Here is a 23,317-nt window from a genome sequence, read left to right as displayed (position 1 = left end):
GCTCCCTCTCTCGTTCGGGGTGTTTGTCAGCGAACCGGCGTCCTTCTTCGGGGACAGGTCCGGGGCACTGGGCTCATTCCATTGCGTAAAACAGCGATGCCACAGCATTAGCAAACCGGTAGCCCGACGGTATGAGTCGTGGGCGAGGCGGTAAATGCGTAACGCCTGAAAGACATGTGGGAAAAGGCGATGCCCTCTCGGCTACCGCTGTGTGCGGTGCTTCCAAAGGCAGGCGGTTTCCTTGGGTCTTGGCGGATAGCACAACGGCGACGTTGAAAGCGCCGCCGTTGCCTATCGTTATTTGCTGACGCTGACGCCGTAGAAGGAGTTCAAGCCAAATGGGCTGATCTTGAAGTCCTGCACGTTGGCGCGCATGGGTTGATACACCGTCGAGTGAGCGATAGGTGTCATCGGCACAGCATCCTTGAGGACGTGTTGTGCCTGTTTGTAGAGGTCGGTGCGCTTGGCCTGGTCGGTGGTGCGCTTGGCTTCTTTCACGAGGCCGTCGAACTTCTTGTCACACCATTTGGAAAAGTTGTTGCCTTGCAGCGAGTCGCAGCCAAACAGCACGTTGAGCCAGTTGTCCGGGTCACCGTTGTCACCGCTCCAGCCAATGATCATGGCCTGGTTCTCGCCACCTTTGGAACGCTTGATGTACTCGCCCCATTCGTAGCTGGTGATCTTGACCTTCAGGCCGATCTTGGACCAGTCATTCTGCAGCATTTCCGCCATCAGTTTGGCGTTCGGGTTGTACGGACGCTGAACCGGCATGGCCCACAGAACGATCTCTGTGCCTTCCTTGACGCCGGCTTCCTTGAGCAGCGCCTTGGCTTTCTCTGGGTCGTATTTGGCATCTTTGATGGTGGTGTCGTAGGACCACTGGGTCGGTGGCATGGCGTTGACCGCCAGCTGGCCCGCTCCTTGGTACACAGAGTCGATGATCTGTTGCTTGTTCACGGCCATGTCCAAGGCTTGACGAACTCGCAGGTCAGCCAGTGGGTTGGGCTTGTCGTCGCCTTTGACTTTGTCCATCACGTTGTAAGCTACATAACCCAGGTTGAAACCCGCCTGGTCAGGCATCTTCAGCGCTTTGTCGTCCTTAAGGGCCTGGAGGTCGGCCGGGCGTGGGAAGAGAGTGATCTGGCACTCGTTCTTCTTCAACTTCTGGATACGTACCGACGGGTCGGTGGTGATGGCGAAGATCAGGTTGTCGATCTTCACGTCTTCAGGCTTCCAGTATTCCTTGTTGCCGGTGTAGCGGATGTTGGAATCTTTCTGGTAGCTCTTGAACACGAACGGGCCGGTGCCGACCGGCTTTTGGTTGATGTCCGGGGCCTTGCCTTCCTTGAGCAGTTGGGCGCTATATTCGGCGGACTGGATCGAGGCGAAGCTCATGGCCATGTTCTGGATGAACGCGGCGTCGACATCTTTGAGGGTGAACTTGACGGTGTGGTCGTCGACTTTATCGATCTTGGTGATGTTGGTGTCCATCCCCATGTCGGTGAAGTACGGGAATTCGGTTGGGTACGCCTTACGGAACGGGTCGTCCTTGTTGATCATGCGATTGAACGTGAACAGCACGTCGTCGGCATTGAATTCACGGGTCGGCTTGAAATACGGGGTGGTGTGGAACTTGACGCCTTCACGCAGGTGGAACGTATAGGTGAGGCCGTCTTCGGAGATGTCCCACTTGGTGGCCAGGCCAGGAATCACGGCGGTGCCGCCGCGCTCAAACTGGGTCAGGCGGTTGAACATGGTTTCTGCAGAGGCATCGAAGTCGGTTCCGGTGGTGTACTGACCGGGGTCGAAACCGGCCGGGCTGCCTTCGGAGCAGAACACCAGGTTAGTCGCGGCGGAAGCGAAAGGAGCGCTGGCTAACAAGCCTGCACCGACTAAAAACGGAATGACCGCGTGTTTAAGCATGTTGGCCTCATGATTTGTTGTCATTTTTGGATTTGAGGGCGACCTCGTGAGTCGTCCTGCGGATACTTATGCAGGCCCCATACCCAATGCAAGATCTAGAGCGGTTTCAACTCTGAAACAGTGGCACGAACGTACCTTAATGTCGCATCTTTGTAACTTTTGACGCATTTGATCGTTTGCGCAGGTTTTTTTGGGGCAAAAGGCGCCCGCTGGCGGTGCGGCGCAGGGCTGCTGCGCACCGCCATGGGGCGGGTTTTACTTGTTCAAACCCACGCCGTAGAAAGGTGTCAGGCCAAACGGGCTGAGTTTGAAATCCACCACTTCCTTGCGTATCGGCTGGAACACCGTTGAGTTGGCAATGGGTGTGATGGGCACCTGCTGCTTGAGGATTTTCTGCGCCTGCTGGTACAGCTCGATCCGTTTTTGCCGGTCGGTCGCGACCTTGGCCTGCTGGATCAACCGGTCATAGGCCGGGTCGCACCACTTGGCGTAGTTGCTGCCCTTGACCGCCGCGCAGCTATAAAGCACGCCGAGCCAGTTGTCCGGATCACCGTTGTCGCCGGTCCAGCCATAGATCATTGCGTCATGCTCGCCGTTCTTGGCGCGCTTGATGTATTCGCCCCATTCGTAGCTGACGATGTTCGCCTTGATACCAATCTTGGCCCAATCCTGCTGGATCATTTGCGCAGACATCCGCGCGTTGGGGTTGGAGGCGCGCTGCACCGTCATCGCCCATAAATCAATGGTTGTACCGGGCGCAACCCCGGCTTCCTTGAGGAGCGCCTTGGCCTTGGTCACGTCATGGGGCGCGTCCTGGATCGCAGGGTCGAACGACCATTGGGCCGGTGGCAAGGCGTTTTGCGCCAGTTGCCCAGCGCTCTGGTACACCGCTTTGATGATCGCTGGCTTGTCGATGGCCATGTCCAGCGCCTGACGGACCTTGAGCTGGTCCAGCGGCGGGTGCGTCACGTTGTAGGCCAGGAAGCCCAGGTTGAAGCCGGGCTGCTTGAGCACCTGCAGGTTCGGGTCTTGCTCCATCACTTCGATATCGGCCGGGCGCGGATAACCGCTGACCTGGCATTCGCCACGCTTGAGCTTTTGCAGGCGTACGGCGGCGTCCGGGGTGATGGAAAAAATCAGGTTGTCGAGCTTCACGTCCTCGGGTTTCCAGTACGCGGTGTTGGCGACGTAGCGGATCTGCGAATCCTTCTGGTAGCGCTTGAACACGAACGGCCCGGTGCCGACGGGTTTCTGGTTGAGGTCGCCGGCCTTGCCTTCTTTCAACAATTGCGCGGCGTATTCGGCCGATTGCACCGAGGCAAAACTCATCGCCAAATTTTGCACGAACGCGGCGTCGACGTTATTGAGGTTGAAGCGGACGGTGTGCTCGTCGACCTTCTCGACGCTCTTGATCGTGGTGTTCAGGCCCATGTCGGTGAAGTACGGCGATCCGGTGGGGTAGGCCTGGCGGAACGGGTGCTGAGGGTCGAGCAGGCGCTGGAAAGTGAACAGCACGTCGTCGGCGTTGAAGTCGCGGCTCGGGGTGAAGAACTCGGTGGTATGAAATTTCACACCCTCGCGTAGGTGGAAGGTGTAGGCCAGGCCATCGGGGGACACGTCCCAGCTTGAAGCCAACCCGGGCTCGACCTCGGTGCCGCCGCGCTTGAACTGGGTGAGGCGGTTGAAGACGGTTTCGGCCGAGGCATCGAAGTCGGTGCCGCTGGTGTATTGGCTTGGGTCGAAGCCGGCGGGGCTGGCTTCGGAGCAGTAGACCAGGGTGGTGGCGGCTTGGGCCATTGGGGCGCTGCTGATCAGGGCCAGCGCGAGCAGGAGGGGCTTGAAGGTGGTTCTGTCCATGAAATCCCTTGGGGGCAGTGAGGTTTTCAGGAGAGTAGCGTTGCGGGTGGGGGTGGTGGAAATATCGAAAAGTGAGGTGGACCGTGGGGTTTGGGTATAGCGTTTCTCCCGGGTCGTACACCTGTCAGGTCTGTGGGGGCAAAGCTGAACTGGTAGTCGACCTGGCTCTCCCGGTCATACCCAATCCATTTGCGGGAGCGAGCCTGCTCGCGAAGGCGGCCTTGTAGCCTGCCTATCTTTTCACGGATGTACCCGATCAGTTGTGGGTGGGTTTGTTCGCGAAGGTCACCTGAATGCCCAGGTGTGAAGGCTGTACATTTCATGCCTGGGAAAAACATTTTGACTTTTCAAGGAGGCCTAATCTTTCGCTGTCCACGTTCCATAAAACGTGGACAGTTCTCTCGTGCTGCTTTTGGAAATGTCAAAACTATTGTGCGACTCCGTTCCGAGAAGACCCCAACAGAGGTCGAAGCAATATGCCTATGTCCCGCCGACCACCAAACCAGTGGCGAGGGAGCTTGCTCCCGCTGGGGCGCGAAGCGGCCCCAATAGCAGCGACTGCATCCATCTGATACACCCAGGTGTCTGGTTTGGGGCCGCTGCGCAGCCCAGCGGGAGCAAGCTCCCTCGCCACGGGAGTTTTTGTCGCTCGGCTTCGGTGGTTCAGTCAGTAAAATTAACTGAACCACCGCCGATCATCAGTGCATCAACACCTCAACAACCCCATCCGCCGTCATCGTCACTTTGCTGGTGCCTGCTTCCACTTCCGGCGTGACCGACTCGGCATCCATGGACGCCGCTTTCATCATCATCTGCGGGCGCATGTACGGTTGTGGATAACCGTTGGTGTTGAAGTTCAGGTTGACGATTTTGTAGCCCTTGCCGCCTAGGGCTTCGGTGGCTAGTTGGGCGCGGGCCTTGAAGGCGTTGACGGCGTCCTTGAGCAGGGCGTCTTCGCTGGTCTGGCGGGTGGCGGTGGCGATGGCGAAGTCCATGCCGGCCATTTTCATGTCGGTGAGCAATTCGCCGGTGAGTTTGGACAGGGCGGCGAAGTCGGCGCTTTCCAGGCGCAGCTCGGCGCGTTCGCGCCAGCCGGTGATCTTCTGGCCCTTGTTATCGTAGACCGGGTAGCTGTTGCGGCTGCCTTGGCGCAAGTTGATGTCCTTGACCTGCTTGGCCTGGCCAATGGCTTTGTTCAGTGTGGTGCTGACGGTGGCCGCGAGTTTGGCCGGGTCGGTGTTCTGTTCCTCGGTGTAGAGGGTGACGATCATCAGGTCGCGGGCCACTTCCTGGCTGGCTTCGGCGCGCAGGGAAATCTGGTTGTAATGAAGCTCATCGGCGGCCACGGCCGGCAGGCTGGCGACGGTGCCGAGGCTGAGGGCGAGCAGGGCGGCGGGGCGACTGAACGTGTGCATGAAAGCTCCTTGGGATGATGCGCAGGGGTAGGTTCCGGGCCTGCGTGAACGATAAGACTCTAGCGTTTATGGTGCGGTTCGCACAGTTACAACTTCTATACAGATCGCAGCAAAGTGGCGCTTTTGTGGCGAGGGGATTTATCCCCGCTGGGGCGCGAAGCGGCCCCCAAATTTCACCGGTGAACATCTTAGGGCCTGCTGTGCAGTCCAGCGGGGATAAATCCCCTCGCCACAGGTTGGTGTGCCATTTCAGGGCTGTGGCGCTTTGCCGCATATCCGCCGCTGCAAGCCCTGCCTTGGTTATACTCCGTGCGATCCGCCTGGAGCGCTCATCAGGAGAGCTCATGCTCGCCCCTTTGCAAATGACTTCCGCTTCGCGCCAGAACCTATGGCGCCTGACGTTTATCCGCATTCTGGTCCTCGCAGCCCAGGCCGGCTCGGTGGGGCTTGCCTATTGGTTCGACCTGCTGCCGCTGCCTTGGCTGCAACTGGCAATCACGCTGGTCTTTTCCAGCGTACTTTGCGCGTTGACTGCGGTTCGCCTGCGTACCTCATGGCCAGTGACCGAACTTGAATACGCTGTGCAACTGGCCTGCGACCTGTTTATCCACAGCGCGCTGCTGTATTTCTCCGGCGGCTCCACCAATCCTTTCGTCTCTTATTACCTGGTGCCGCTCACCATCGCCGCCGTGACACTGCCGTGGCGTTTTTCGCTGATCCTGTCCGGCATCGCCCTGGCGCTGTACACCTTGTTGCTGGCGCGCTTCTATCCGCTGGAAACCTTCCCCATCGCCCGGGAAAACCTGCAGATCTACGGCATGTGGCTGAGCTTCGCCCTGGCGGCTGCGGTCATCACCTTTTTTGCCGCGCGCATGGCCGAAGAATTGCGTCGCCAGGAAGAGCTGCGGGCGATCCGTCGTGAAGAAGGCCTGCGGGACGAGCAACTGCTGGCTGTGGCGACCCAGGCCGCCGGCGCTGCCCATGAACTGGGCACGCCGCTGGCGACCATGAGCGTACTGCTCAAGGAAATGCGCCAGGACCATAAAGACCCGGCGTTGCAAGAAGACCTCGGTGTGCTGCAAGACCAGGTCAAGCTCTGCAAGGAAACCCTGCAATACCTGGTGCGCGCCGCCGAGGCCAACCGCCGGCTGGACATCGACATGCAGGCGGTCACGTTCTGGCTCGACGATGCCCTGAACCGTTGGCACCTGATGCGCCCCGAAGCCAGTTATCGCTTCCAGTGCCTGGGCAAGGGCACGGTGCCGCGCATGGCGCCGCCGCCGGACTTGACCCAGGCCTTGCTGAACCTGCTGAACAATGCCGCCGACGCCTGCCCGGAAAACTTGGAAGTGGTGCTGGACTGGGACGCCTATGAACTGACGATCTGTATTCGCGATCACGGCGCCGGTGTGCCGCTGGCGATTGCCGAGCAGATCGGCAAACCGTTTTTCACTACCAAGGGCAAGGGTTTCGGCCTGGGCCTGTTTTTGAGCAAGGCCAGCGTGACACGCGCCGGCGGCTCGGTGAAACTCTACCCCCATGAGGAAGGCGGTACGCTCACCGAGCTGCGCCTGCCCCATGCCGACCGAGGAGACGAATATGAGTGACGAGATCCAAGTCGACGGCGAAGAACTGCCGCACCTGCTGCTGGTGGATGACGACGCCACCTTTACCCGCGTCATGGCCCGGGCCATGTCCCGTCGCGGTTTTCGGGTCAGCACCGCCGGTTCCGCCGAAGAGGGCCTGACCATCGCCCAGGCCGACCTGCCGGACTATGCCGCCCTCGACCTGAAAATGGACGGCGACTCCGGCCTGGTGCTGCTGCCCAAGCTGCTGGAGCTGGACCCGGAGATGCGCGTGGTGATCCTCACCGGTTATTCGAGCATTGCCACCGCGGTCGAGGCCATCAAGCGCGGCGCGTGCAACTACCTGTGCAAACCGGCGGATGCCGACGATGTGCTGGCGGCGCTGCTGTCCGAGCACGCCGACCTCGATACCCTGGTGCCGGAAAACCCCATGTCGGTGGATCGCCTGCAATGGGAACACATCCAGCGGGTGCTGACCGAGCACGAAGGCAATATTTCCGCCACGGCTCGTGCCTTGGGCATGCACCGGCGGACCTTGCAGCGCAAATTGCAGAAGCGTCCGGTGCGTCGCTGAACCTGCGCTGAACGAATGCTGTCCCTCTCGCGACAGATCGGGCCGTTGCTCTATCATCGGCCCGAGTTATTCCTTTATTGAGCCTTAACCATGAATCAGAACGCTGAATATTCCGCGGTCAATGACGCGGTGCGCGGCCATTTTTTGCGCCGTGTCTGGCAGATGACCACGCCATACTGGCGCAGTGAGGAGAAGGGCAAGGCCTGGACGCTATTGATCGCCGTGATCGCGCTGTCGTTGTTCAGCGTGGCGATTTCGGTGTGGGTCAACAGTTGGTACAGGGATTTCTACAACGCCCTGCAAGAAAAGGACACCGTGGCATTCTGGCGGTTGATCCTGTACTTCTGCGGCATCGCGGCGGTAGCGATCCTGGGCGCGGTGTACCGCTTGTACCTCACGCAAATGCTCACCATCCGCTGGCGGGCCTGGCTCACCGAGCAGCATTTCGCCCGCTGGCTCAACAACAAGAACTACTACCGGCTGGAGCAGGGTGGCTACACGGACAACCCCGACCAGCGGATCTCCGAAGACCTCAACAGTTTTACCAGCAACACGCTGGAGCTGGGCCTGGGGCTGCTTCGCACGGTGGTCAGCCTGGTGTCGTTCTCGATTATCCTGTGGGGCGTGTCTGGCAGCATCGAGGTGTTCGGCTACACCATCCCTGGCTATATGTTCTGGTGCGCGTTGGTCTATGCGGCGGTGGGCAGTTGGCTGACGCACCTGATCGGCCGTCGCCTGATCGGTCTGAACAACAACCAGCAGCGCTTCGAAGCCGACCTGCGTTTCTCCATGGTGCGGGTGCGCGAGAACGCCGAGAGCATCGCGCTCTATGGCGGCGAGCCTAATGAGAATCGTCGCTTGAGTGGTCGTTTCGGCCTGGTCTGGCACAACTTCTGGGACATCATGCGGGTGTCCAAGCGCCTGACATTCTTCACGTCCGGCTACGGCCAGATCGCAATCATTTTCCCATTCATCGTCGCCGCGCCGCGTTATTTCGCGGGCAAGATCCAACTGGGCGAGCTCATGCAGATCAACTCGGCGTTCGGTAATGTGCAGGAGAATTTCAGTTGGTTCATTACCGCCTACGCCAACCTCGCCGCGTGGCGCGCCACCTGTGACCGTCTGCTGAGTTTCCGCCAGGCGATGAGCGACAACGAAGAGCGCGTGCCGGCCATTGATGTACAGAGCCAGGGCAACGAGCTGAAGGTCCACGATCTCGGGCTGGACCTGAACGATGGCCGGCATCTGCTGACCCATGGCGAACTGAGCGTGGAGCCGGGCGAGCGGGTGATGCTCAGTGGTCGCTCCGGCAGCGGCAAGTCAACGTTGCTGCGGGCGATGGGGCATCTGTGGCCTGCGGGGCATGGCAGCATTCTCCTGCCCTCGGCGCGTTATCTGTTCCTGCCGCAAAAGCCCTACTTGCCGATTGGCAGCCTGCGGGAAGTGCTGAGTTACCCACAGGCCGGCGATGTCTACCCCAACGAACGTTATGCACAGGTGCTCGAAACCTGTCGCCTGCCGCACCTGGTGGCGCGGTTGGATGAAAGCAACCACTGGCAGCGCATGCTCTCGCCCGGCGAGCAACAACGCCTGGCCTTCGCCCGTGCATTGCTTTACGCACCGCTGTGGTTGTACATGGACGAAGCCACGTCGGCGATGGATGAAGAAGACGAGGCGACGCTGTATCAAGCCTTGATCGACCAGTTGCCCGGCCTGAGTATCGTCAGTGTCGGCCACCGAAGCAGCTTGAAACGTTTCCATCCGCGACACGTGCGTATCGAAAATGGCCAACTGGTGGAGCAGGCCGTGACCGCTTGATTGTCATTGTCGAACGCTGTTGTGGCGAGGGGATTTATCCCCGCTGGGCGCGAAGCGCCCCTTTCAAATCAACGGTCTCGATATTGAGTCTGCCAATAGACCAAGGGGCTGCTACGCAGCCCAGCGGGGATAAATCCCCTCGCCACAGCGATGCATGGCAGTAACCTTTGAAAAGGCCCACCAGTGAGCACGGTGATCGTACAACTACGTTGCGCTATGATGCATACTTAGCCGCCTGTCAGATAGAGACACACCATGGAAAACCCGATCAACGTCCCACGCCTTCCCCGCAAGCGCCGCAGCCTGGCGCAGGAGCTGGTGACGGTGCTGACCGAGCAGATTCGCGACGGCCTGCTCAAGCGTGGCGATAAGTTGCCCACCGAGTCGGCGATCATGGAGGCCCATGGCGTCAGCCGCACGGTGGTGCGCGAGGCAATTTCCCGTTTGCAGGCGGCCGGCCAGGTTGAAACCCGCCATGGCATCGGCACCTTCGTGCTGGACACGCCCAGCCCGAGCGGCTTTCGCATCGACCCGGCGACGGTGGTCACGCTGCGCGATGTGCTGGCGATCCTGGAGTTGCGCATCAGCCTGGAAGTGGAATCCGCCGGGCTCGCGGCGCAGCGCCGCAGCGATGAGCAACTGTCGGCGATGCGGGCGGCGCTCGATGCCTTGAACGAAAGCGCGGCCCACGCCAGCGACGCGGTGGCCTCGGACTTCGCCTTCCATCTGGAAATCGCCCTGTCCACCGGCAACCGTTACTTCACCGACATCATGACCCACTTGGGCACCAGCATCATCCCGCGCACCCGGCTGAACTCGGCGCGCCTGGCCCATGACGACCAACAGCACTACATGGATCGACTGAGTCGCGAGCACGAGGAAATCTACGAGGCCATCGCTCGCCAGGATTCCGATGCGGCCCGTGCGGCCATGCGTTTGCACCTGACCAACAGCCGCGAGCGGCTGCGCCAGGCCCATGAAGAGGCGCAGGCGCAGGGCTGAAAGTCGCTCACTGCTCGGGCGCCGAGGATGCTGTTGTGGCGAGGGAGCTTGCTCCCGCTGGGCTGCGAAGCGGCCCCCTCAGCTCTTTGAGCGATCCGTCCTTCTACAGGTTGGCGACTGCTTCGCAGTCGAACGGAGCAAGCTCCCTCGCCATAGGGTAGTGGTGTCCAGCTTTACGACTTTGCACCGTTCGATAAAGAGTGAATGCGCAGTCCTACGCCTTGATCCGCAACATTAGCGGGTCGGATTTGTCATCCCCGCCGCTCTCATAGGTCACTTCGTAACGAAGCTCAACCGATTCGCCTTTGAAAGCTTCCAAGTCGGCGTGAGTTAGAGCCACTTTCACATTCATGCGTGGCGTACCTTCCTCGCCATCGGTCAAGGGTGTAAACGCGCCTACGGAACGCGTAAGAGTCAGAGTCAGCATGGCGTTCGAGTACTTGTGGAATTCTGCATCCGGAATGTTCACGGTTAACGTCTTTGTCTTTGACAGGTTGATCGTCACTGCGTCTTGGTCTGGAAATTCCTCGAGCGTGGGCTTTGCATACGTCCTCATGATGTCACTCCTGTGAGGCGGCCCTGATCGTCACGTACGGGCGACTCACTTACAGTTTATGAAAAGGATCATGGCCGAGCTTTGCACGGCCATGCCTGGGTTATGCCCCCATGCCGCAACGGCGCCTACTGGCAGAGTTGACAGTGGCGACAAGCGGTTCCGGTTCTCAGTCCACAAGTTTCATCCGTCTCCCATCACACCCAAAGCCCCGTTCTACAAGGCTTCCCGCCAAACACCCGTTGCCCGCTTCGCGACAAAAGACGAAATACAGTTGACGCCCACATTTTAAGTTGTACGATGACCTACAACTTCACATGAAGCTGAACCATTTCCACAACACAACATTTGCGTCCAGGGTGTTCGAATAATGAATCCACAAGAACTGAAGTCCATCCTCTCGTCGGGCCTGCTGTCGTTCCCGGTTACCGATTTCACTGCCAATGGCGATTTCAATCGCGACAGCTACATCAAGCGCCTCGAGTGGCTGGCCCCGTACGGCGCCTCTGCATTGTTCGCGGCGGGCGGCACCGGTGAATTCTTCTCCCTGGCCGCCAGTGAGTATTCGCAAGTCATCAAGACTGCCGTCGATACCTGCGCCACCAGCGTGCCAATCCTCGCCGGCGTCGGCGGTGCCACCCGCCAGGCTATCGAATACGCTCAGGAAGCTGAGCGCCTGGGCGCCAAGGGTCTGTTGCTGCTGCCGCACTACCTGACCGAAGCCAGCCAGGACGGCGTTGCCGCCCACGTTGAAGCCGTGTGCAAATCGGTGAAGATCGGCGTGGTGGTGTACAACCGCAACGTCTGCCGCCTGAACGCGACCCAGCTGGAACAACTGGCCGAGCGCTGCCCGAACCTGATCGGCTACAAGGACGGCCTGGGCGACATCGAACTGATGGTGTCGATCCGTCGTCGCCTCGGCGACCGTTTCAGCTACCTGGGCGGCCTGCCGACCGCTGAAGTCTACGCCGCGGCCTACAAGGCCCTGGGCGTGCCGGTCTACTCCTCGGCGGTGTTCAACTTCATCCCGAAAACCGCGATGGACTTCTACCACGCCATTGCCCGCGAAGATCACGAGACTGTCGGCAAGATCATCGACGACTTCTTCCTGCCATACCTGGACATCCGCAACCGCAAGGCGGGTTACGCGGTGAGCATCGTCAAGGCCGGCGCGAAGATCGTTGGTTATGACGCGGGCCCAGTGCGCACGCCGCTGACCGACCTGCTGCCAGAAGAGTACGAAGCCCTGGCCGCGCTGATCGACAAGCAAGGCAAGCAGTAACAGACCCGACAAGGCCGCTGAGCAATCAGCGGCTTTTTGCGTAAGGCTTGATCGTTTCCACGTGCGCGTGGAAACGCAGCCAGGGACGCCCTGCGTTCCTAGACAGCTTTTGTGAGAGGAGAAGCTCCGTGGCAGATGCAAAGCGTTTCGATAACTACATCAACGGTGAGTGGGTGGCCGGTGCTGACTATTGCACCAACATCAACCCGTCTGACTTGTCCGACGTCATCGGTGAATACGCCAAGGCTGACGCAGCGCAAGTCAACGCCGCCATCGAAGCCGCCCGTGCCGCGTTCCCGGCCTGGTCGACCTCGGGCATCCAGGCCCGTCACGATGCGCTGGACAAAGTCGGCAGCGAAATTCTCGCCCGTCGCGAAGAGCTTGGCCAACTGCTGGCCCGGGAAGAGGGTAAGACCCTGCCCGAAGCCATCGGCGAAGTAACCCGCGCCGGCAACATTTTCAAATTCTTCGCCGGTGAATGCCTGCGCCTGTCGGGCGACTACGTGCCGTCGGTGCGCCCGGGCGTCAACGTCGAAGTGACCCGCGAAGCCCTCGGCGTGGTTGGTCTGATCACTCCGTGGAACTTCCCGATCGCCATCCCTGCGTGGAAAATTGCCCCGGCCCTGGCCTACGGCAACTGCGTGGTGATCAAGCCCGCCGAGCTGGTGCCGGGCTGCGCCTGGGCCCTGGCCGAGATCATTTCCCGTGCCGGTTTCCCGGCCGGTGCGTTCAACCTGGTGATGGGCAGCGGCCGTGTGGTCGGTGACATTCTGGTCAACAGCCCGAAAGTCGATGGCATCAGCTTCACCGGTTCCGTGGGCGTCGGCCGGCAGATCGCGGTCAACTGCGTGGCGCGCCAAGCCAAGGTCCAGCTGGAAATGGGCGGCAAGAACCCGCAGATCATCCTCGACGACGCCGACCTCAAGCAGGCGGTCGAATTGGCGGTGCAGAGCGCGTTCTACTCCACCGGCCAGCGTTGCACGGCATCGAGCCGACTGATCGTCACTGCCGGTATCCACGACAAGTTCGTTGCCGCCATGGCCGAGCGCATGCAATCGATCAAGGTCGGTCACGCGCTGAAGGCTGGCACCGACATCGGCCCGGTCGTTTCCGAAGCCCAGCTCAACCAGGACTTGAAGTACATCGACATCGGCCAGAACGAAGGTGCGCGGCTGGTCAGCGGTGGTGGTGTAGTGACTTGCGACACCGAAGGTTACTTCCTGGCGCCGACCCTGTTCGCCGACAGCGAGGCTTCGATGCGCATCAGCCGCGAAGAGATCTTCGGCCCGGTGGCCAACGTCGTGCGCGTGGCTGACTACGAGGCGGCGCTGGCGATGGCCAACGACACCGAGTTCGGCTTGTCGGCCGGTATCGCCACCACGTCGTTGAAGTATGCCAACCACTTCAAGCGCCACTCCCAAGCAGGCATGGTGATGGTCAACCTGCCAACCGCCGGCGTGGATTACCATGTTCCGTTCGGTGGGCGCAAAGGTTCGTCCTACGGTTCGCGCGAGCAAGGTCGCTACGCGCAAGAGTTCTACACCGTGGTGAAGACCTCCTACATCGGCTCGTAATACGCAGGACCGGCCGGCGCCGGGCTCTGGCGCCGACCGTACAATTTGATTTCCCGCATAAAAATAAATAGTGGAAGTAGATTACATGCAAGAGACCAAGCCGACGCACGTCCGCTATTTGATCCTGCTCATGCTGTTTTTGGTGACGACGATCAACTATGCCGACCGCGCCACCATCGCCATCGCTGGTTCCAGCCTGCAAAAAGACCTCGGCATCGACGCCGTCACCCTCGGTTACATCTTCTCCGCTTTCGGCTGGGCCTACGTGGCCGGGCAGATTCCTGGCGGCTGGCTGCTCGACCGTTTCGGGTCGAAGAAAATCTATGCACTGAGCATTTTCACTTGGTCGCTGTTCACCGTGCTGCAGGGCTACGTCGGTGAGTTCGGCATGTCCACGGCGGTGGTTGCGCTGTTCATGCTGCGCTTTCTGGTCGGGCTGGCCGAAGCGCCTTCTTTCCCCGGCAACGCCCGTATCGTCGCGGCCTGGTTTCCCACCGCCGAACGTGGCACCGCCTCGGCGATCTTCAACTCGGCGCAGTATTTCGCCACCGTATTGTTCGCGCCGCTGATGGGCTGGATCGTCTACCGCTTCGGCTGGCAGCACGTGTTCATCGTCATGGGCGTGATCGGCATCGTGTTCTCGCTCGTCTGGCTGAAGGTCATCTACAGCCCGCGCCAACACCCGATGATCAACGAGGCCGAGTTCAACCACATCGCTTCCAATGGCGCGATGGTCGACATGGACCAGGACAAGGGCAAGGAAAAGAAAGCCGACGGTCCGAAGTGGGATTACATCCGCCAGTTGCTGACCAACCGCATGATGCTCGGTGTGTACCTGGGCCAGTACTGCATCAACGGCATCACCTATTTCTTCCTGACCTGGTTCCCGGTGTACCTGGTGCAGGAGCGCGGCATGACCATACTCAAGGCCGGTTTCATCGCGTCCTTGCCGGCCATTTGCGGTTTCATTGGTGGCGTCCTCGGCGGGGTGATTTCCGACTACCTGCTGCGCAAGGGCCATTCGCTGACCTTCGCCCGCAAGGCGCCAATCATCGCCGGGCTGCTGGTGTCCAGCAGCATCGTGGCGTGCAACTACGTCGATATCGAATGGATGGTGGTGGGCTTCATGGCCCTGGCATTCTTCGGCAAAGGCGTGGGCGCATTGGGTTGGGCCGTGGTGTCCGACACGTCGCCAAAACAGATCGCCGGCTTGAGCGGTGGCCTGTTCAACACCTTCGGCAACCTGGCGTCGATCACCACGCCAATCGTCATCGGCTACATCATCAGCGCCACCGGTTCGTTCAAGTGGGCCCTGGTGTTCGTCGGTTGCAATGCGTTGGTGGCGGTGTTCAGCTATCTGGTCATCGTGGGCCCGATCAAGCGTGTGGTGCTCAAGGAGCCCACGGCCAGGGAAGCCGACCTATCCAGCCTGTCTGAAGCCAAATCCTGAGGAATGGCGTCCATGAATCTGATTGAACATGCCGATTCGCCCCGTTACATCCGCCTGCACGAGCGGGACAACGTGGTGATTGTTGTCAACGACCAGGGCGTACCCGCCGGGACCGAGTTCCCGGACGGCCTGGTCACCGTGGACTTCGTGCCACAGAGCCACAAGGTCACCCTGGTGGACATTCCCGAGGGTGGCGAGGTGATTCGCTACGGCCAGGTCATTGGCTACGCGCTGCAACCGATCCCTCGTGGCAGCTGGGTCAAGGAAGACCAATTGCGCATGCCCACCGCGCCACCCTTGGACAGCCTGCCGCTGTCCACCGATGTGCCGGCGGCGGATGCGCCACTGGAAGGCTACACCTTCGAGGGCTACCGCAACGCCGACGGCACCGTCGGCACGCGCAACATCCTGGGCATCACCACCACGGTGCAGTGCGTCACCGGGGTGCTTGACCATGCGGTCAAGCGCATCAAGGAAGAGCTGCTGCACAAGTACCCGAACGTCGATGACGTGGTGGCGCTGACCCACAGTTATGGCTGCGGCGTGGCGATCACCGCCACCGACGCCTACATCCCGATCCGCACCGTGCGCAACCTGGCGCGCAACCCGAACCTGGGTGGCGAGGCGCTGGTGATCAGCCTGGGCTGTGAGAAATTGCAAGCCGGGCAGGTGATGCACGAAGGCGATAGCTCGGTGGACCTCAGCGAGCCATGGTTGTATCGCTTGCAGGATTCCAGCCACGGCTTTACCGAGATGATCGAGCAGATCATGGAGTTGGCCGAGACGCGCCTGAAGAAACTCGACCAGCGTCGCCGCGAAACCGTGCCCGCCTCGGAGCTGATCCTGGGCATGCAGTGCGGCGGCAGCGATGCGTTCTCCGGCATCACCGCCAACCCGGCCCTGGGCTACGCCTCGGACCTGTTGCTGCGGGCCGGTGCGACGGTGATGTTCTCTGAAGTCACCGAAGTGCGCGATGCGATCTACCTGCTGACCTCCCGGGCGCAAACCCAGGAAGTCGCCCAGGAACTGGTGCGCGAAATGGACTGGTACGACCGTTACCTGGCCAAGGGCGAGGCCGATCGCAGCGCCAACACCACGCCGGGCAACAAGAAGGGTGGGTTGTCGAACATCGTCGAGAAGTCCTTGGGCTCGATCGTCAAATCCGGCAGCAGCGCAATCAGCGGCGTGCTTGGCCCGGGTGAGCGCTTCAAGCAAAAGGGCCTGATCTTCTGCGCCACGCCGGCCAGCGACTTTGTCTGCGGCACGCTGCAACTGGCGGCGGGGATGAACCTGCACGTGTTCACTACCGGTCGGGGCACCCCGTACGGCTTGGCCATGGCGCCGGTGGTGAAGGTCTCGACCCGTACCGAACTGGCCCAGCGCTGGCCGGACCTGATCGACATCGACGCCGGCCGCATCGCCACCGGGCGCGCGACCATCGAAGAGTTGGGCTGGGAGCTGTTCCACTACTACCTGGACGTGGCCAGCGGCAAGAAACAGACCTGGGCCGAGCAGCACAAGTTGTTCAACGACATTACCTTGTTCAACCCGGCGCCGATTACCTGATGATTGCGTGATCGATGGAGATCCAGTGTGGGAGCGAGCTTGCTCGCGATGGGGGCGGTACATTCAGCATTGATGCAAGCTGACCCAACGCTATCGCGAGCAAGCTCGCTCCCACAGGGGATGTGGGGTGAATATGGATTTTGTGTTCAGCGCACAATAAATGTGGGAGCGAGCCTGCTCGCGAAAGCGCTTCACCAGACGCCAACGTCGTGAGTGGCTTATCATTAGCCACCTAACGACACCTCCTTCTCAAGGTCCTCGGCATGCTGGCAATTTTCCTCGAAACCCTGAACGTCACCGCGCCGGTGTTCGCCATGCTGTTTCTGGGGACGCTGCTCAAGCGCATCGGCTGGATCAACGACAACTTCATCCACATCGCTTCGTCGCTGGTGTTCAACGTCACCATGCCGGCGCTGTTGTTCCTTGGCATTCTGCACGCTGATTTGCACGCGGCTTTGCAGCCAGACCTGCTGATCTATTTCTCGATTGCCACCCTGGTGAGTTTCGCCATGGCCTGGGGCTGGGCGATCTGGCGTTGCCCGCGGGAGGATCGCGGGATCTACACCCAGGGCGCGTTTCGTGGCAACAACGGCGTGATCGGCCTGGCATTGGCCGCGAGCATGTATGGCGACTATGGGATTTCCCTGGGGGCGATTCTGGCGGCGCTGGTGATCCTGTTCTACAACACCCTGTCGACCATCGTGCTGGCGGTCTACAGCCCGGTGATCAAGTCCGACCCCTGGAGCATCTGCAAGAGCGTGATCAGCAACCCGCTGATCATCAGCGTGCTTGCCGCCGCGCCGTTCGCCTATTGGCAGATCGGCCTGCCGAACTGGTTCGAGACGTCGGCCAAGTATCTGTCCCAAATGACCTTGCCCCTGGCGCTGATCTGCATCGGCGGCACGCTGTCCCTGGCGGCCTTGCGCAAGAGCGGCAAGATGGCCCTGAGTTCGAGCCTGGTGAAGATGGTCGGCTTGCCGTTGGTGACTACTCTGGGCGCATGGTTGTGGGGTTTTCGCGGGGCGGAACTGGGGATCCTGTTCCTGTACTTCGGCAGCCCCACCGCCGCCGCCAGCTACGTCATGGCCCGCGCCGCGAATGGCAACCACGAGCTGGCGGCGGCGATCATCGTCATCACCACCTTGATGGCGGCGATTACCACCAACCTGGGGATCTTTGTGTTGCAGTGGGGTGGGTGGATCTAACCCTCGATTTTGCGCTGTTCTTGAGGGCCAATCGCGAGCAAGCTCGCTCCCACATTGGCTTGTGGTTGTGCCGCGATCCCTGTGGGAGCGAGCCTGCTCGCGAAGGCGGTCGCCCGATCACTCAGGTTTCTGGTAACTATCGATCACTTCCTGCGCCGCCCGAAACGCATCGATCGCCGCTGGCACGCCCGCGTACACCGCGCAATGCAGCAACGCTTCGCGAATTTCTTCTACCGTGCAGCCATTATTCAGCGCGCCACGCACGTGGCCCTTGAGTTCCTGCGGGCACTTGAGCGCGGTGAGGGCGGCGAGGGTGATCAGGCTGCGGGTCTTCAGCGGCAGGCCTTCGCGGCTCCAGACGCTGCCCCAGGCATGTTCGTTCACGAAATCCTGCAGCGGCTGGGTGAATTCGGTGGCGTTGCCCAGGGCGCGGTCGACGAACGCATCGCCCATCACTTTGCGACGCATATCGAGGCCGGTCTTTGGATTGTCGGTCATGGCAAATCCCTCTTGTGATGTTGGCGGCGCCAGGCGCGCAAGGAAGTGAACAGCAGAAACGCGAGCAGGGCCGGCAGCACGTAGAACAACATCAATCGTTCAAGCTGGCCGGCCAATGGCATGCCGGTGGTGAACGACACCACGTGCAGCCCGTACGCCGTGTACAAGCCCAGGAACAGCAGCCCTTCGGCACGGGTGACGCGATAGCCGGAATAGAACACCGGCAGGCACAGCACCGCGACGCCAAGCATCACCGGCAGGTCGAAGGCCAGGGCATTGGGCGAGACCGAGAGCGGAGAGGGCGCGGCGAGGGCGGTCACGCCCAATACACCCAGAAGGTTGAACAGGTTGCTGCCGATTACGTTGCCTACCGCGATGTCCCGTTGACCCCGAAGGGCGGCGATCAACGAAGTGGCTAGCTCCGGCAGCGAGGTGCTCACGGCAACGATGGTCAGGCCGATGATGCGCTCGGACAACCCCAGGTCGGTCGCCACTTCCACCGCCGCGCCCAATAACAGGTTCCCGGCGAAGACCAGCATCGCCAGGCCCGAAACGATCATCACCAGGCTCTTGGGCCACGAACCATGGGCAACTGCGCCTCCCAGCGGATGTGGTCGCGCGGAGTGCCGGGACTGGCGCAGCAACAGGCCCAGGTACACCGCCAGGGCTACCAGCAGCAGGACGCCGTCGAGTCGGGTCAGTTCTTCGTTCCAGGCCAGCACGAACACCAGCAGGCTGGCGCCGATCATCAGCGGGATGTCCAAGCGCACCAATTGACGCGAGACGCGCAGCGGAATGATCAGCGCCGACAGCCCGAGGGTGACGAGGATGTTGAAGGTACTGCTGCCGATCACACTCCCCACGGCGATGTCAGCGTTCTGTGCCAGGGTCGCTTGCAGGCTGACAGCCATTTGCGGTGCGCTGCTGCCGAATGCGACGACGGTCAGGCCGATAATCAGCGGCCGCACCTGCAAGCGTGCCGCCAGCCCCACGGCGGCACGCACCAGCAACTCGGCGCCGGCGATCAGCAACAGCAGGGCGCCACACAGTTCGATCAGGCTGAGCAGCGGTAAAGCATTGATCAGGGAAATGGCCGGGCTCCGTCTATCAGTCGTCGAGGGCTTGCACACGCACACGCGCGGTACCGCTGCGCAGCATGCCCAATTGTTCGGCCGCGGCGCGGGACACATCGATCAGGCGCCCACGGGTATACGGGCCACGATCGTTGATACGGACCACGACGCTGTCGTTGTTTTTCAGGTTGGTGACTTTCACCCGGGTGCCGAATGGCAACTGGCGATGCGCGGCGGTCAGGCCGTGCTGGTCGAAGCGCTCGCCGCTGGCGGTACGCTTGCCATGGTGCCTGGAGCCGTAATAGGAGGCGACGCCGGTCTGGTCGTAGCCGTGTGGATCGACCGTCCCGCTCTGGCTGGCGCAACCGGCCAGCAGGGACAGCAGGGCGCAGGCGCCGAGGAGACGCTTCATCTGAGAGGTTCCAAATACAAATGTGGGAGCGAGCTTGCTCGCGATGGGGCCATCACATTCAACATTTAGGTTGACTGTCATACCGCTATCGCGAGCAAGCCCGCTCCCACAGGGAGTTGAGCCAGATTCAAAGACTGGCTCCATGGCAATCAGCCCTCGAGCTTGCTTTTCAGCAGTTCGTTGACTTGCTGAGGGTTGGCCTTGCCCTTGGAAGCTTTCATGGCCTGGCCGACGAAGAAGCCGAACATCTTGCCGCGCTTGGCTTCGTCCGCCGCACGGTATTGCTCGACCTGCTCGGCGTTGGCCGCGAGCACTTCATCGAGCACGGCGCTGATCGCACCGGTGTCGGTGACCTGCTTCAAGCCGCGCTTGTCGATGATTTCGTCTGCGCTGCCCTCACCATTGGCCATGGCTTCGAATACCATTTTGGCAATCTTGCCGGAAATGGTGTTGTCCTTGATCCGCAACAGCATGCCGCCCAGTTGCTCGGCCGACACCGGCGACTCGTCGATTTCCAGGCCCTGCTTGTTCAACAGGCTGCCCAACTCGACCATCACCCAGTTGGCCGCCAGCTTGGCGTCGCCGCCGATGCTCACGACTTTCTCGAAGTAATCGGCCTGTTCGCGGCTGGTGGCCAGGACGTTGGCGTCATAGCTCGACAGCCCGAACTGCGCCTGGAAGCGCTCGCGTTTCTGTGGCGGCAGTTCCGGCAGGGTGGCGCGTACTTCATCGAGGAACGAATGCTCGATGACCACCGGCAGCAGGTCCGGGTCGGGGAAGTAACGGTAGTCGTTGGCTTCTTCCTTGCTGCGCATCGGACGGGTCTCGTCCTTGTTCGGGTCGTACAGGCGGGTCTGCTGGATGACCTTGCCGCCGTCCTCGATCAGTTCGATCTGGCGTTGGATCTCGCTGTTGATCGCCTTTTCGATGAAGCGGAACGAGTTGACGTTCTTGATCTCGCAGCGGGTGCCGAACTCGGCCTGGCCCTTGGGACGGATCGACACGTTGCAGTCGCAACGCAGTGAGCCCTCGGCCATATTGCCGTCGCAGATGCCCAGGTAGCGCACCAGGGCATGGATCGCCTTGACGTAGGCCACGGCTTCCTTGGCGCTGCGCATGTCCGGCTCTGAGACGATTTCCAGCAGCGGCGTGCCGGCGCGGTTCAGGTCGATGCCGGTAGCACCGTTGAATTCTTCGTGCAGGCTCTTGCCGGCGTCTTCTTCCAGGTGCGCGCGGGTGATGCCGACGCGCTTGACCGTGCCGTCTTCCAGGGCGATGTCCAGGTGGCCCTTGCCGACGATCGGCAGTTCCATCTGGCTGATCTGGTAGCCCTTGGGCAGGTCCGGGTAGAAGTAGTTCTTGCGGGCGAACACGTTGTGCTGGCCGATCTCGGCGTCAATCGCCAGGCCGAACATCACCGCCATGCGCACCGCTTCGGCGTTGAGCACCGGCAGTACGCCGGGCATGCCCAGGTCAACCAGGCTGGCCTGGGTGTTGGGCTCGGAACCGAAGGTGGTCGAGCTACCGGAAAAGATTTTCGACCGGGTGGTGAGCTGGGTATGAATCTCCAGCCCGATCACGACTTCCCATTGCATGTGTTTCTCCTCAGAAGTCTTATCAGGGGATTTTGAAACGTCGCGAGCGAAGGTAAGGCAAGGCGAAAACTGGCGAGAAAGCGGAGTTGACTTTAATCAATGAGCATTTCGAGCCAGTTTTCAACGCAGCATTACCGAGCGCAGCAGTTTCAAAACCCCTGAGGGGTGCGGGTGTGCCAGTCAGTATTTAACTGATACTGGTGCGCCACGTTGAGCAGGCGGCCTTCCTGGAAATACGGCGCGAGCAACTGCACGCCCACCGGCAGGCCATCGACGAAGCCGGCCGGCATGGACAGGCCTGGCAAGCCGGCGAGGTTGGCGGTGATGGTGTAGACGTCTTCCAGGTACTCGGCGACCGGGTCGCTGTTCTTGGCGCCGAGCTTCCAGGCCGGGTTCGGCGTGGTTGGGCCGAGGATGATATCGACCTCGTTGAAGGCGGCCATGAAGTCGTTCTTTACCAGGCGGCGGATTTTCTGCGCCTTTAGGTAGTAGGCATCGTAGTAGCCGGCGGACAGCGCGTAGGCGCCAACCATGATCCGGCGCTGCACTTCGGCGCCGAAGCCTTCGCCACGGGAGCGCTTGTACAGGTCGACCAGGTTTTGCGGGTTCTCGCAGCGATAGCCGAAGCGCACGCCGTCGAAACGCGAGAGGTTAGAGGAGGCTTCCGCCGGGGCGATCACGTAATACGCCGGAATGGCGTGCTGCATGTTCGGCAGGCTGATTTGCTTGATGACCGCGCCGAGCTTTTCCAGCTCCTTGATGCTGTTTTGAATCAGATCGGCGATGCGCGGGTCGAGGCCGGCGCCGAAATATTCCTTCGGCACGCCAATGCGCAGGCCTTGCAGCGAACCGTTGAGGCTGGCGCTGTAGTCCGGCACCGGTTCATCGATGCTGGTGGAATCGTTCGGGTCGAAGCCGGCCATGCCTTGGAGCAGGATCGCGCAGTCTTCGGCGGTGCGGGCCAGCGGGCCACCCTGGTCGAGGCTGGAGGCGTAGGCAATCATGCCCCAGCGCGAGACGCGGCCGTAGGTCGGTTTCAGGCCGGTGAGGTTGGTGAACGCAGCTGGCTGGCGAATCGAGCCACCGGTGTCGGTGGCGGTGGCGGCCGGCAACAGGCGCGCGGCCACGGCGGCGGCGGAACCACCGGACGAGCCGCCCGGTACGTGTTCAAGGTTCCACGGGTTTTTCACCGCGCCGTAATGGCTCGACTCGTTGGCCGAGCCCATGGCGAACTCGTCCATGTTGGTCTTGCCCAGGGTCACGGTGCCGGCGGCGGCCAGCTTGGCGACCACGGTGGCATCGTACGGGGCCTTGAAATTGTCGAGCATCTTCGAGCCGCAGCTGGTGCGGATGCCCTGTGTGCAAAACAGGTCCTTGTGGGCAATCGGCGCGCCAAGCAGGGCGCCGTTCTCACCCTTGGCGCGACGAGCGTCGGCGGCCTTGGCCTGGCTCAGGGCCAGTTCTTCGGTGAGGCTGATGAAGCTGTTGAGCTGCGGATCGAGCTGGGCGATGCGCGCCAGCAGGGCCTTGGTCAGCTCTTCGGAGGAAAACTTTTTGTCGGCGAGTCCGCGGGCGATCTCGGCCAGGGTCATCTGATGCATGAGAGGCTCTTTCCCTTTAGTCGATGACTTTCGGAACCAGGTACAGGCCGTTTTCGACCGCTGGCGCGATGGACTGGTAGGCCTCGCGGTTATTGGACTCGGTGACGACGTCGGCGCGCAGGCGCTGGCTGGCTTCCAGTGGGTGGGCCAGCGGCTCGATACCGTCGGTATCGACCGCCTGCATTTCGTCGACCAGCCCGAGGATGCTGTTCAGGGCAGAAGTGATGTGTGGAAGATCGGCTTCATTGAGGCCCAGGCAGGCCAGATGAGCGATTTTTTCCACGTCGGAGCGTTCAAGCGCCATGGGATTCTCCAGTGGAAAACAAAACGGAC

At 61.1% G+C, this 23,317-nt stretch carries 19 protein-coding genes; 9 read left to right on the top strand and 10 right to left on the bottom strand.

Annotated features, from left to right (window positions below; genetic code table 11):
• Positions 1 to 297: 297 nt before the first annotated feature.
• The 3 genes from J3P92_RS21300 to J3P92_RS21290 all read right to left on the bottom strand — a co-directional run bounded on the left by J3P92_RS21300 (position 298) and on the right by J3P92_RS21290 (position 5,195).
• On the bottom strand, positions 298 to 1,923 hold the full coding sequence (locus tag J3P92_RS21300; RefSeq protein WP_434607785.1) for an ABC transporter substrate-binding protein: 1,626 nt from the start codon (positions 1,921 to 1,923) through the stop codon (positions 298 to 300).
• Between the two features lie 255 nt (positions 1,924 to 2,178).
• The gene (locus J3P92_RS21295) at positions 2,179 to 3,780 is read right to left on the bottom strand and encodes an ABC transporter substrate-binding protein (protein WP_434648961.1); all 1,602 of its coding nucleotides are present in this window, start codon (positions 3,778 to 3,780) and stop codon (positions 2,179 to 2,181) included.
• Positions 3,781 to 4,478: 698 nt separating this feature from the next.
• On the bottom strand, positions 4,479 to 5,195 hold the full coding sequence (locus J3P92_RS21290; RefSeq protein WP_434648960.1) for an SIMPL domain-containing protein: 717 nt from the start codon (positions 5,193 to 5,195) through the stop codon (positions 4,479 to 4,481).
• Between the two features lie 344 nt (positions 5,196 to 5,539).
• Between J3P92_RS21290 and J3P92_RS21285 the strand changes: the two genes are divergently transcribed.
• The 4 genes from J3P92_RS21285 (at position 5,540) to J3P92_RS21270 (ending at position 10,175) form a co-directional block, all read left to right on the top strand.
• Positions 5,540 to 6,802, top strand: a complete 1,263-nt coding sequence (locus J3P92_RS21285) for an ATP-binding protein (RefSeq protein ID WP_434648959.1) — start codon at positions 5,540 to 5,542, stop codon at positions 6,800 to 6,802.
• Positions 6,795 to 7,355, top strand: a complete 561-nt coding sequence (locus tag J3P92_RS21280; RefSeq protein WP_003177957.1) for a response regulator transcription factor — start codon at positions 6,795 to 6,797, stop codon at positions 7,353 to 7,355. The genes J3P92_RS21285 and J3P92_RS21280 overlap by 8 nt, the downstream gene beginning before the upstream one ends.
• A 90-nt stretch (positions 7,356 to 7,445) precedes the next feature.
• The gene (locus J3P92_RS21275; RefSeq protein ID WP_420765537.1) at positions 7,446 to 9,173 is read left to right on the top strand and encodes an ABC transporter ATP-binding protein/permease; all 1,728 of its coding nucleotides are present in this window, start codon (positions 7,446 to 7,448) and stop codon (positions 9,171 to 9,173) included.
• 255 nt (positions 9,174 to 9,428) lie between these two features.
• Positions 9,429 to 10,175, top strand: a complete 747-nt coding sequence (locus J3P92_RS21270) for a FadR/GntR family transcriptional regulator (RefSeq protein ID WP_420765536.1) — start codon at positions 9,429 to 9,431, stop codon at positions 10,173 to 10,175.
• 214 nt (positions 10,176 to 10,389) lie between these two features.
• Here J3P92_RS21270 and J3P92_RS21265 read toward each other — a convergent pair whose 3' ends face one another.
• Entirely contained in the window at positions 10,390 to 10,731 is a 342-nt protein-coding gene (locus J3P92_RS21265; RefSeq protein WP_434648957.1) for a hypothetical protein, read from the bottom strand.
• A 367-nt stretch (positions 10,732 to 11,098) separates the two neighbouring features.
• On the opposite strand from J3P92_RS21265, the gene kdgD reads away from it, so the two are divergent.
• The 5 genes from kdgD (at position 11,099) to J3P92_RS21240 (ending at position 17,805) form a co-directional block, all read left to right on the top strand.
• Positions 11,099 to 12,010, top strand: a complete 912-nt coding sequence (gene kdgD, locus J3P92_RS21260; protein WP_186613371.1) for a 5-dehydro-4-deoxyglucarate dehydratase — start codon at positions 11,099 to 11,101, stop codon at positions 12,008 to 12,010.
• Positions 12,011 to 12,138: 128 nt separating this feature from the next.
• Entirely contained in the window at positions 12,139 to 13,584 is a 1,446-nt protein-coding gene (locus tag J3P92_RS21255; protein ID WP_434648955.1) for an aldehyde dehydrogenase family protein, read from the top strand.
• Positions 13,585 to 13,669: 85 nt separating this feature from the next.
• Complete coding sequence (locus J3P92_RS21250; RefSeq protein ID WP_434560659.1) at positions 13,670 to 15,034, top strand: MFS transporter; 1,365 nt, start codon at positions 13,670 to 13,672, stop codon at positions 15,032 to 15,034.
• Positions 15,035 to 15,046: 12 nt separating this feature from the next.
• Positions 15,047 to 16,600, top strand: a complete 1,554-nt coding sequence (gene garD / locus J3P92_RS21245; protein ID WP_434648953.1) for a galactarate dehydratase — start codon at positions 15,047 to 15,049, stop codon at positions 16,598 to 16,600.
• 263 nt (positions 16,601 to 16,863) lie between these two features.
• Positions 16,864 to 17,805 carry an AEC family transporter gene (locus J3P92_RS21240; protein WP_434560655.1) on the top strand — a complete coding sequence of 314 codons (942 nt, stop codon included), beginning with the start codon at positions 16,864 to 16,866 and terminating at the stop codon, positions 17,803 to 17,805.
• A 117-nt stretch (positions 17,806 to 17,922) separates the two neighbouring features.
• On the opposite strand, the gene J3P92_RS21235 is transcribed toward J3P92_RS21240, so the two are convergent.
• From J3P92_RS21235 to gatC, 6 genes are all read right to left on the bottom strand, one after another.
• The gene (locus J3P92_RS21235) at positions 17,923 to 18,303 is read right to left on the bottom strand and encodes a carboxymuconolactone decarboxylase family protein (RefSeq protein WP_434648951.1); all 381 of its coding nucleotides are present in this window, start codon (positions 18,301 to 18,303) and stop codon (positions 17,923 to 17,925) included.
• Positions 18,300 to 19,361 carry a calcium/sodium antiporter gene (locus J3P92_RS21230; RefSeq protein WP_434651177.1) on the bottom strand — a complete coding sequence of 354 codons (1,062 nt, stop codon included), beginning with the start codon at positions 19,359 to 19,361 and terminating at the stop codon, positions 18,300 to 18,302. The genes J3P92_RS21235 and J3P92_RS21230 overlap by 4 nt, the downstream gene beginning before the upstream one ends.
• A 49-nt stretch (positions 19,362 to 19,410) precedes the next feature.
• A complete protein-coding gene (locus J3P92_RS21225) occupies positions 19,411 to 19,788 on the bottom strand; it encodes a septal ring lytic transglycosylase RlpA family protein (protein ID WP_420765529.1) in 378 nt (125 codons plus the stop codon).
• A gap of 149 nt (positions 19,789 to 19,937) precedes the next feature.
• Positions 19,938 to 21,383, bottom strand: a complete 1,446-nt coding sequence (gene gatB, locus J3P92_RS21220) for an Asp-tRNA(Asn)/Glu-tRNA(Gln) amidotransferase subunit GatB (RefSeq protein WP_434560651.1) — start codon at positions 21,381 to 21,383, stop codon at positions 19,938 to 19,940.
• 149 nt (positions 21,384 to 21,532) lie between these two features.
• Positions 21,533 to 22,984: an Asp-tRNA(Asn)/Glu-tRNA(Gln) amidotransferase subunit GatA gene (gene gatA / locus J3P92_RS21215; protein WP_420765528.1), complete on the bottom strand. Its 1,452-nt coding sequence runs from the start codon at positions 22,982 to 22,984 to the stop codon at positions 21,533 to 21,535.
• Between the two features lie 16 nt (positions 22,985 to 23,000).
• On the bottom strand, positions 23,001 to 23,288 hold the full coding sequence (gene gatC / locus J3P92_RS21210; RefSeq protein WP_039592252.1) for an Asp-tRNA(Asn)/Glu-tRNA(Gln) amidotransferase subunit GatC: 288 nt from the start codon (positions 23,286 to 23,288) through the stop codon (positions 23,001 to 23,003).
• Positions 23,289 to 23,317 lie beyond the last annotated feature (29 nt).

Origin of the sequence: Pseudomonas sp. D3-27 (assembly GCF_051132165.1) — a bacterium.
In the GTDB taxonomy this organism is placed as follows: Bacteria; Pseudomonadota; Gammaproteobacteria; order Pseudomonadales; family Pseudomonadaceae; genus Aquipseudomonas.
This window is presented reverse-complemented; position numbering and strand designations above follow the sequence as displayed.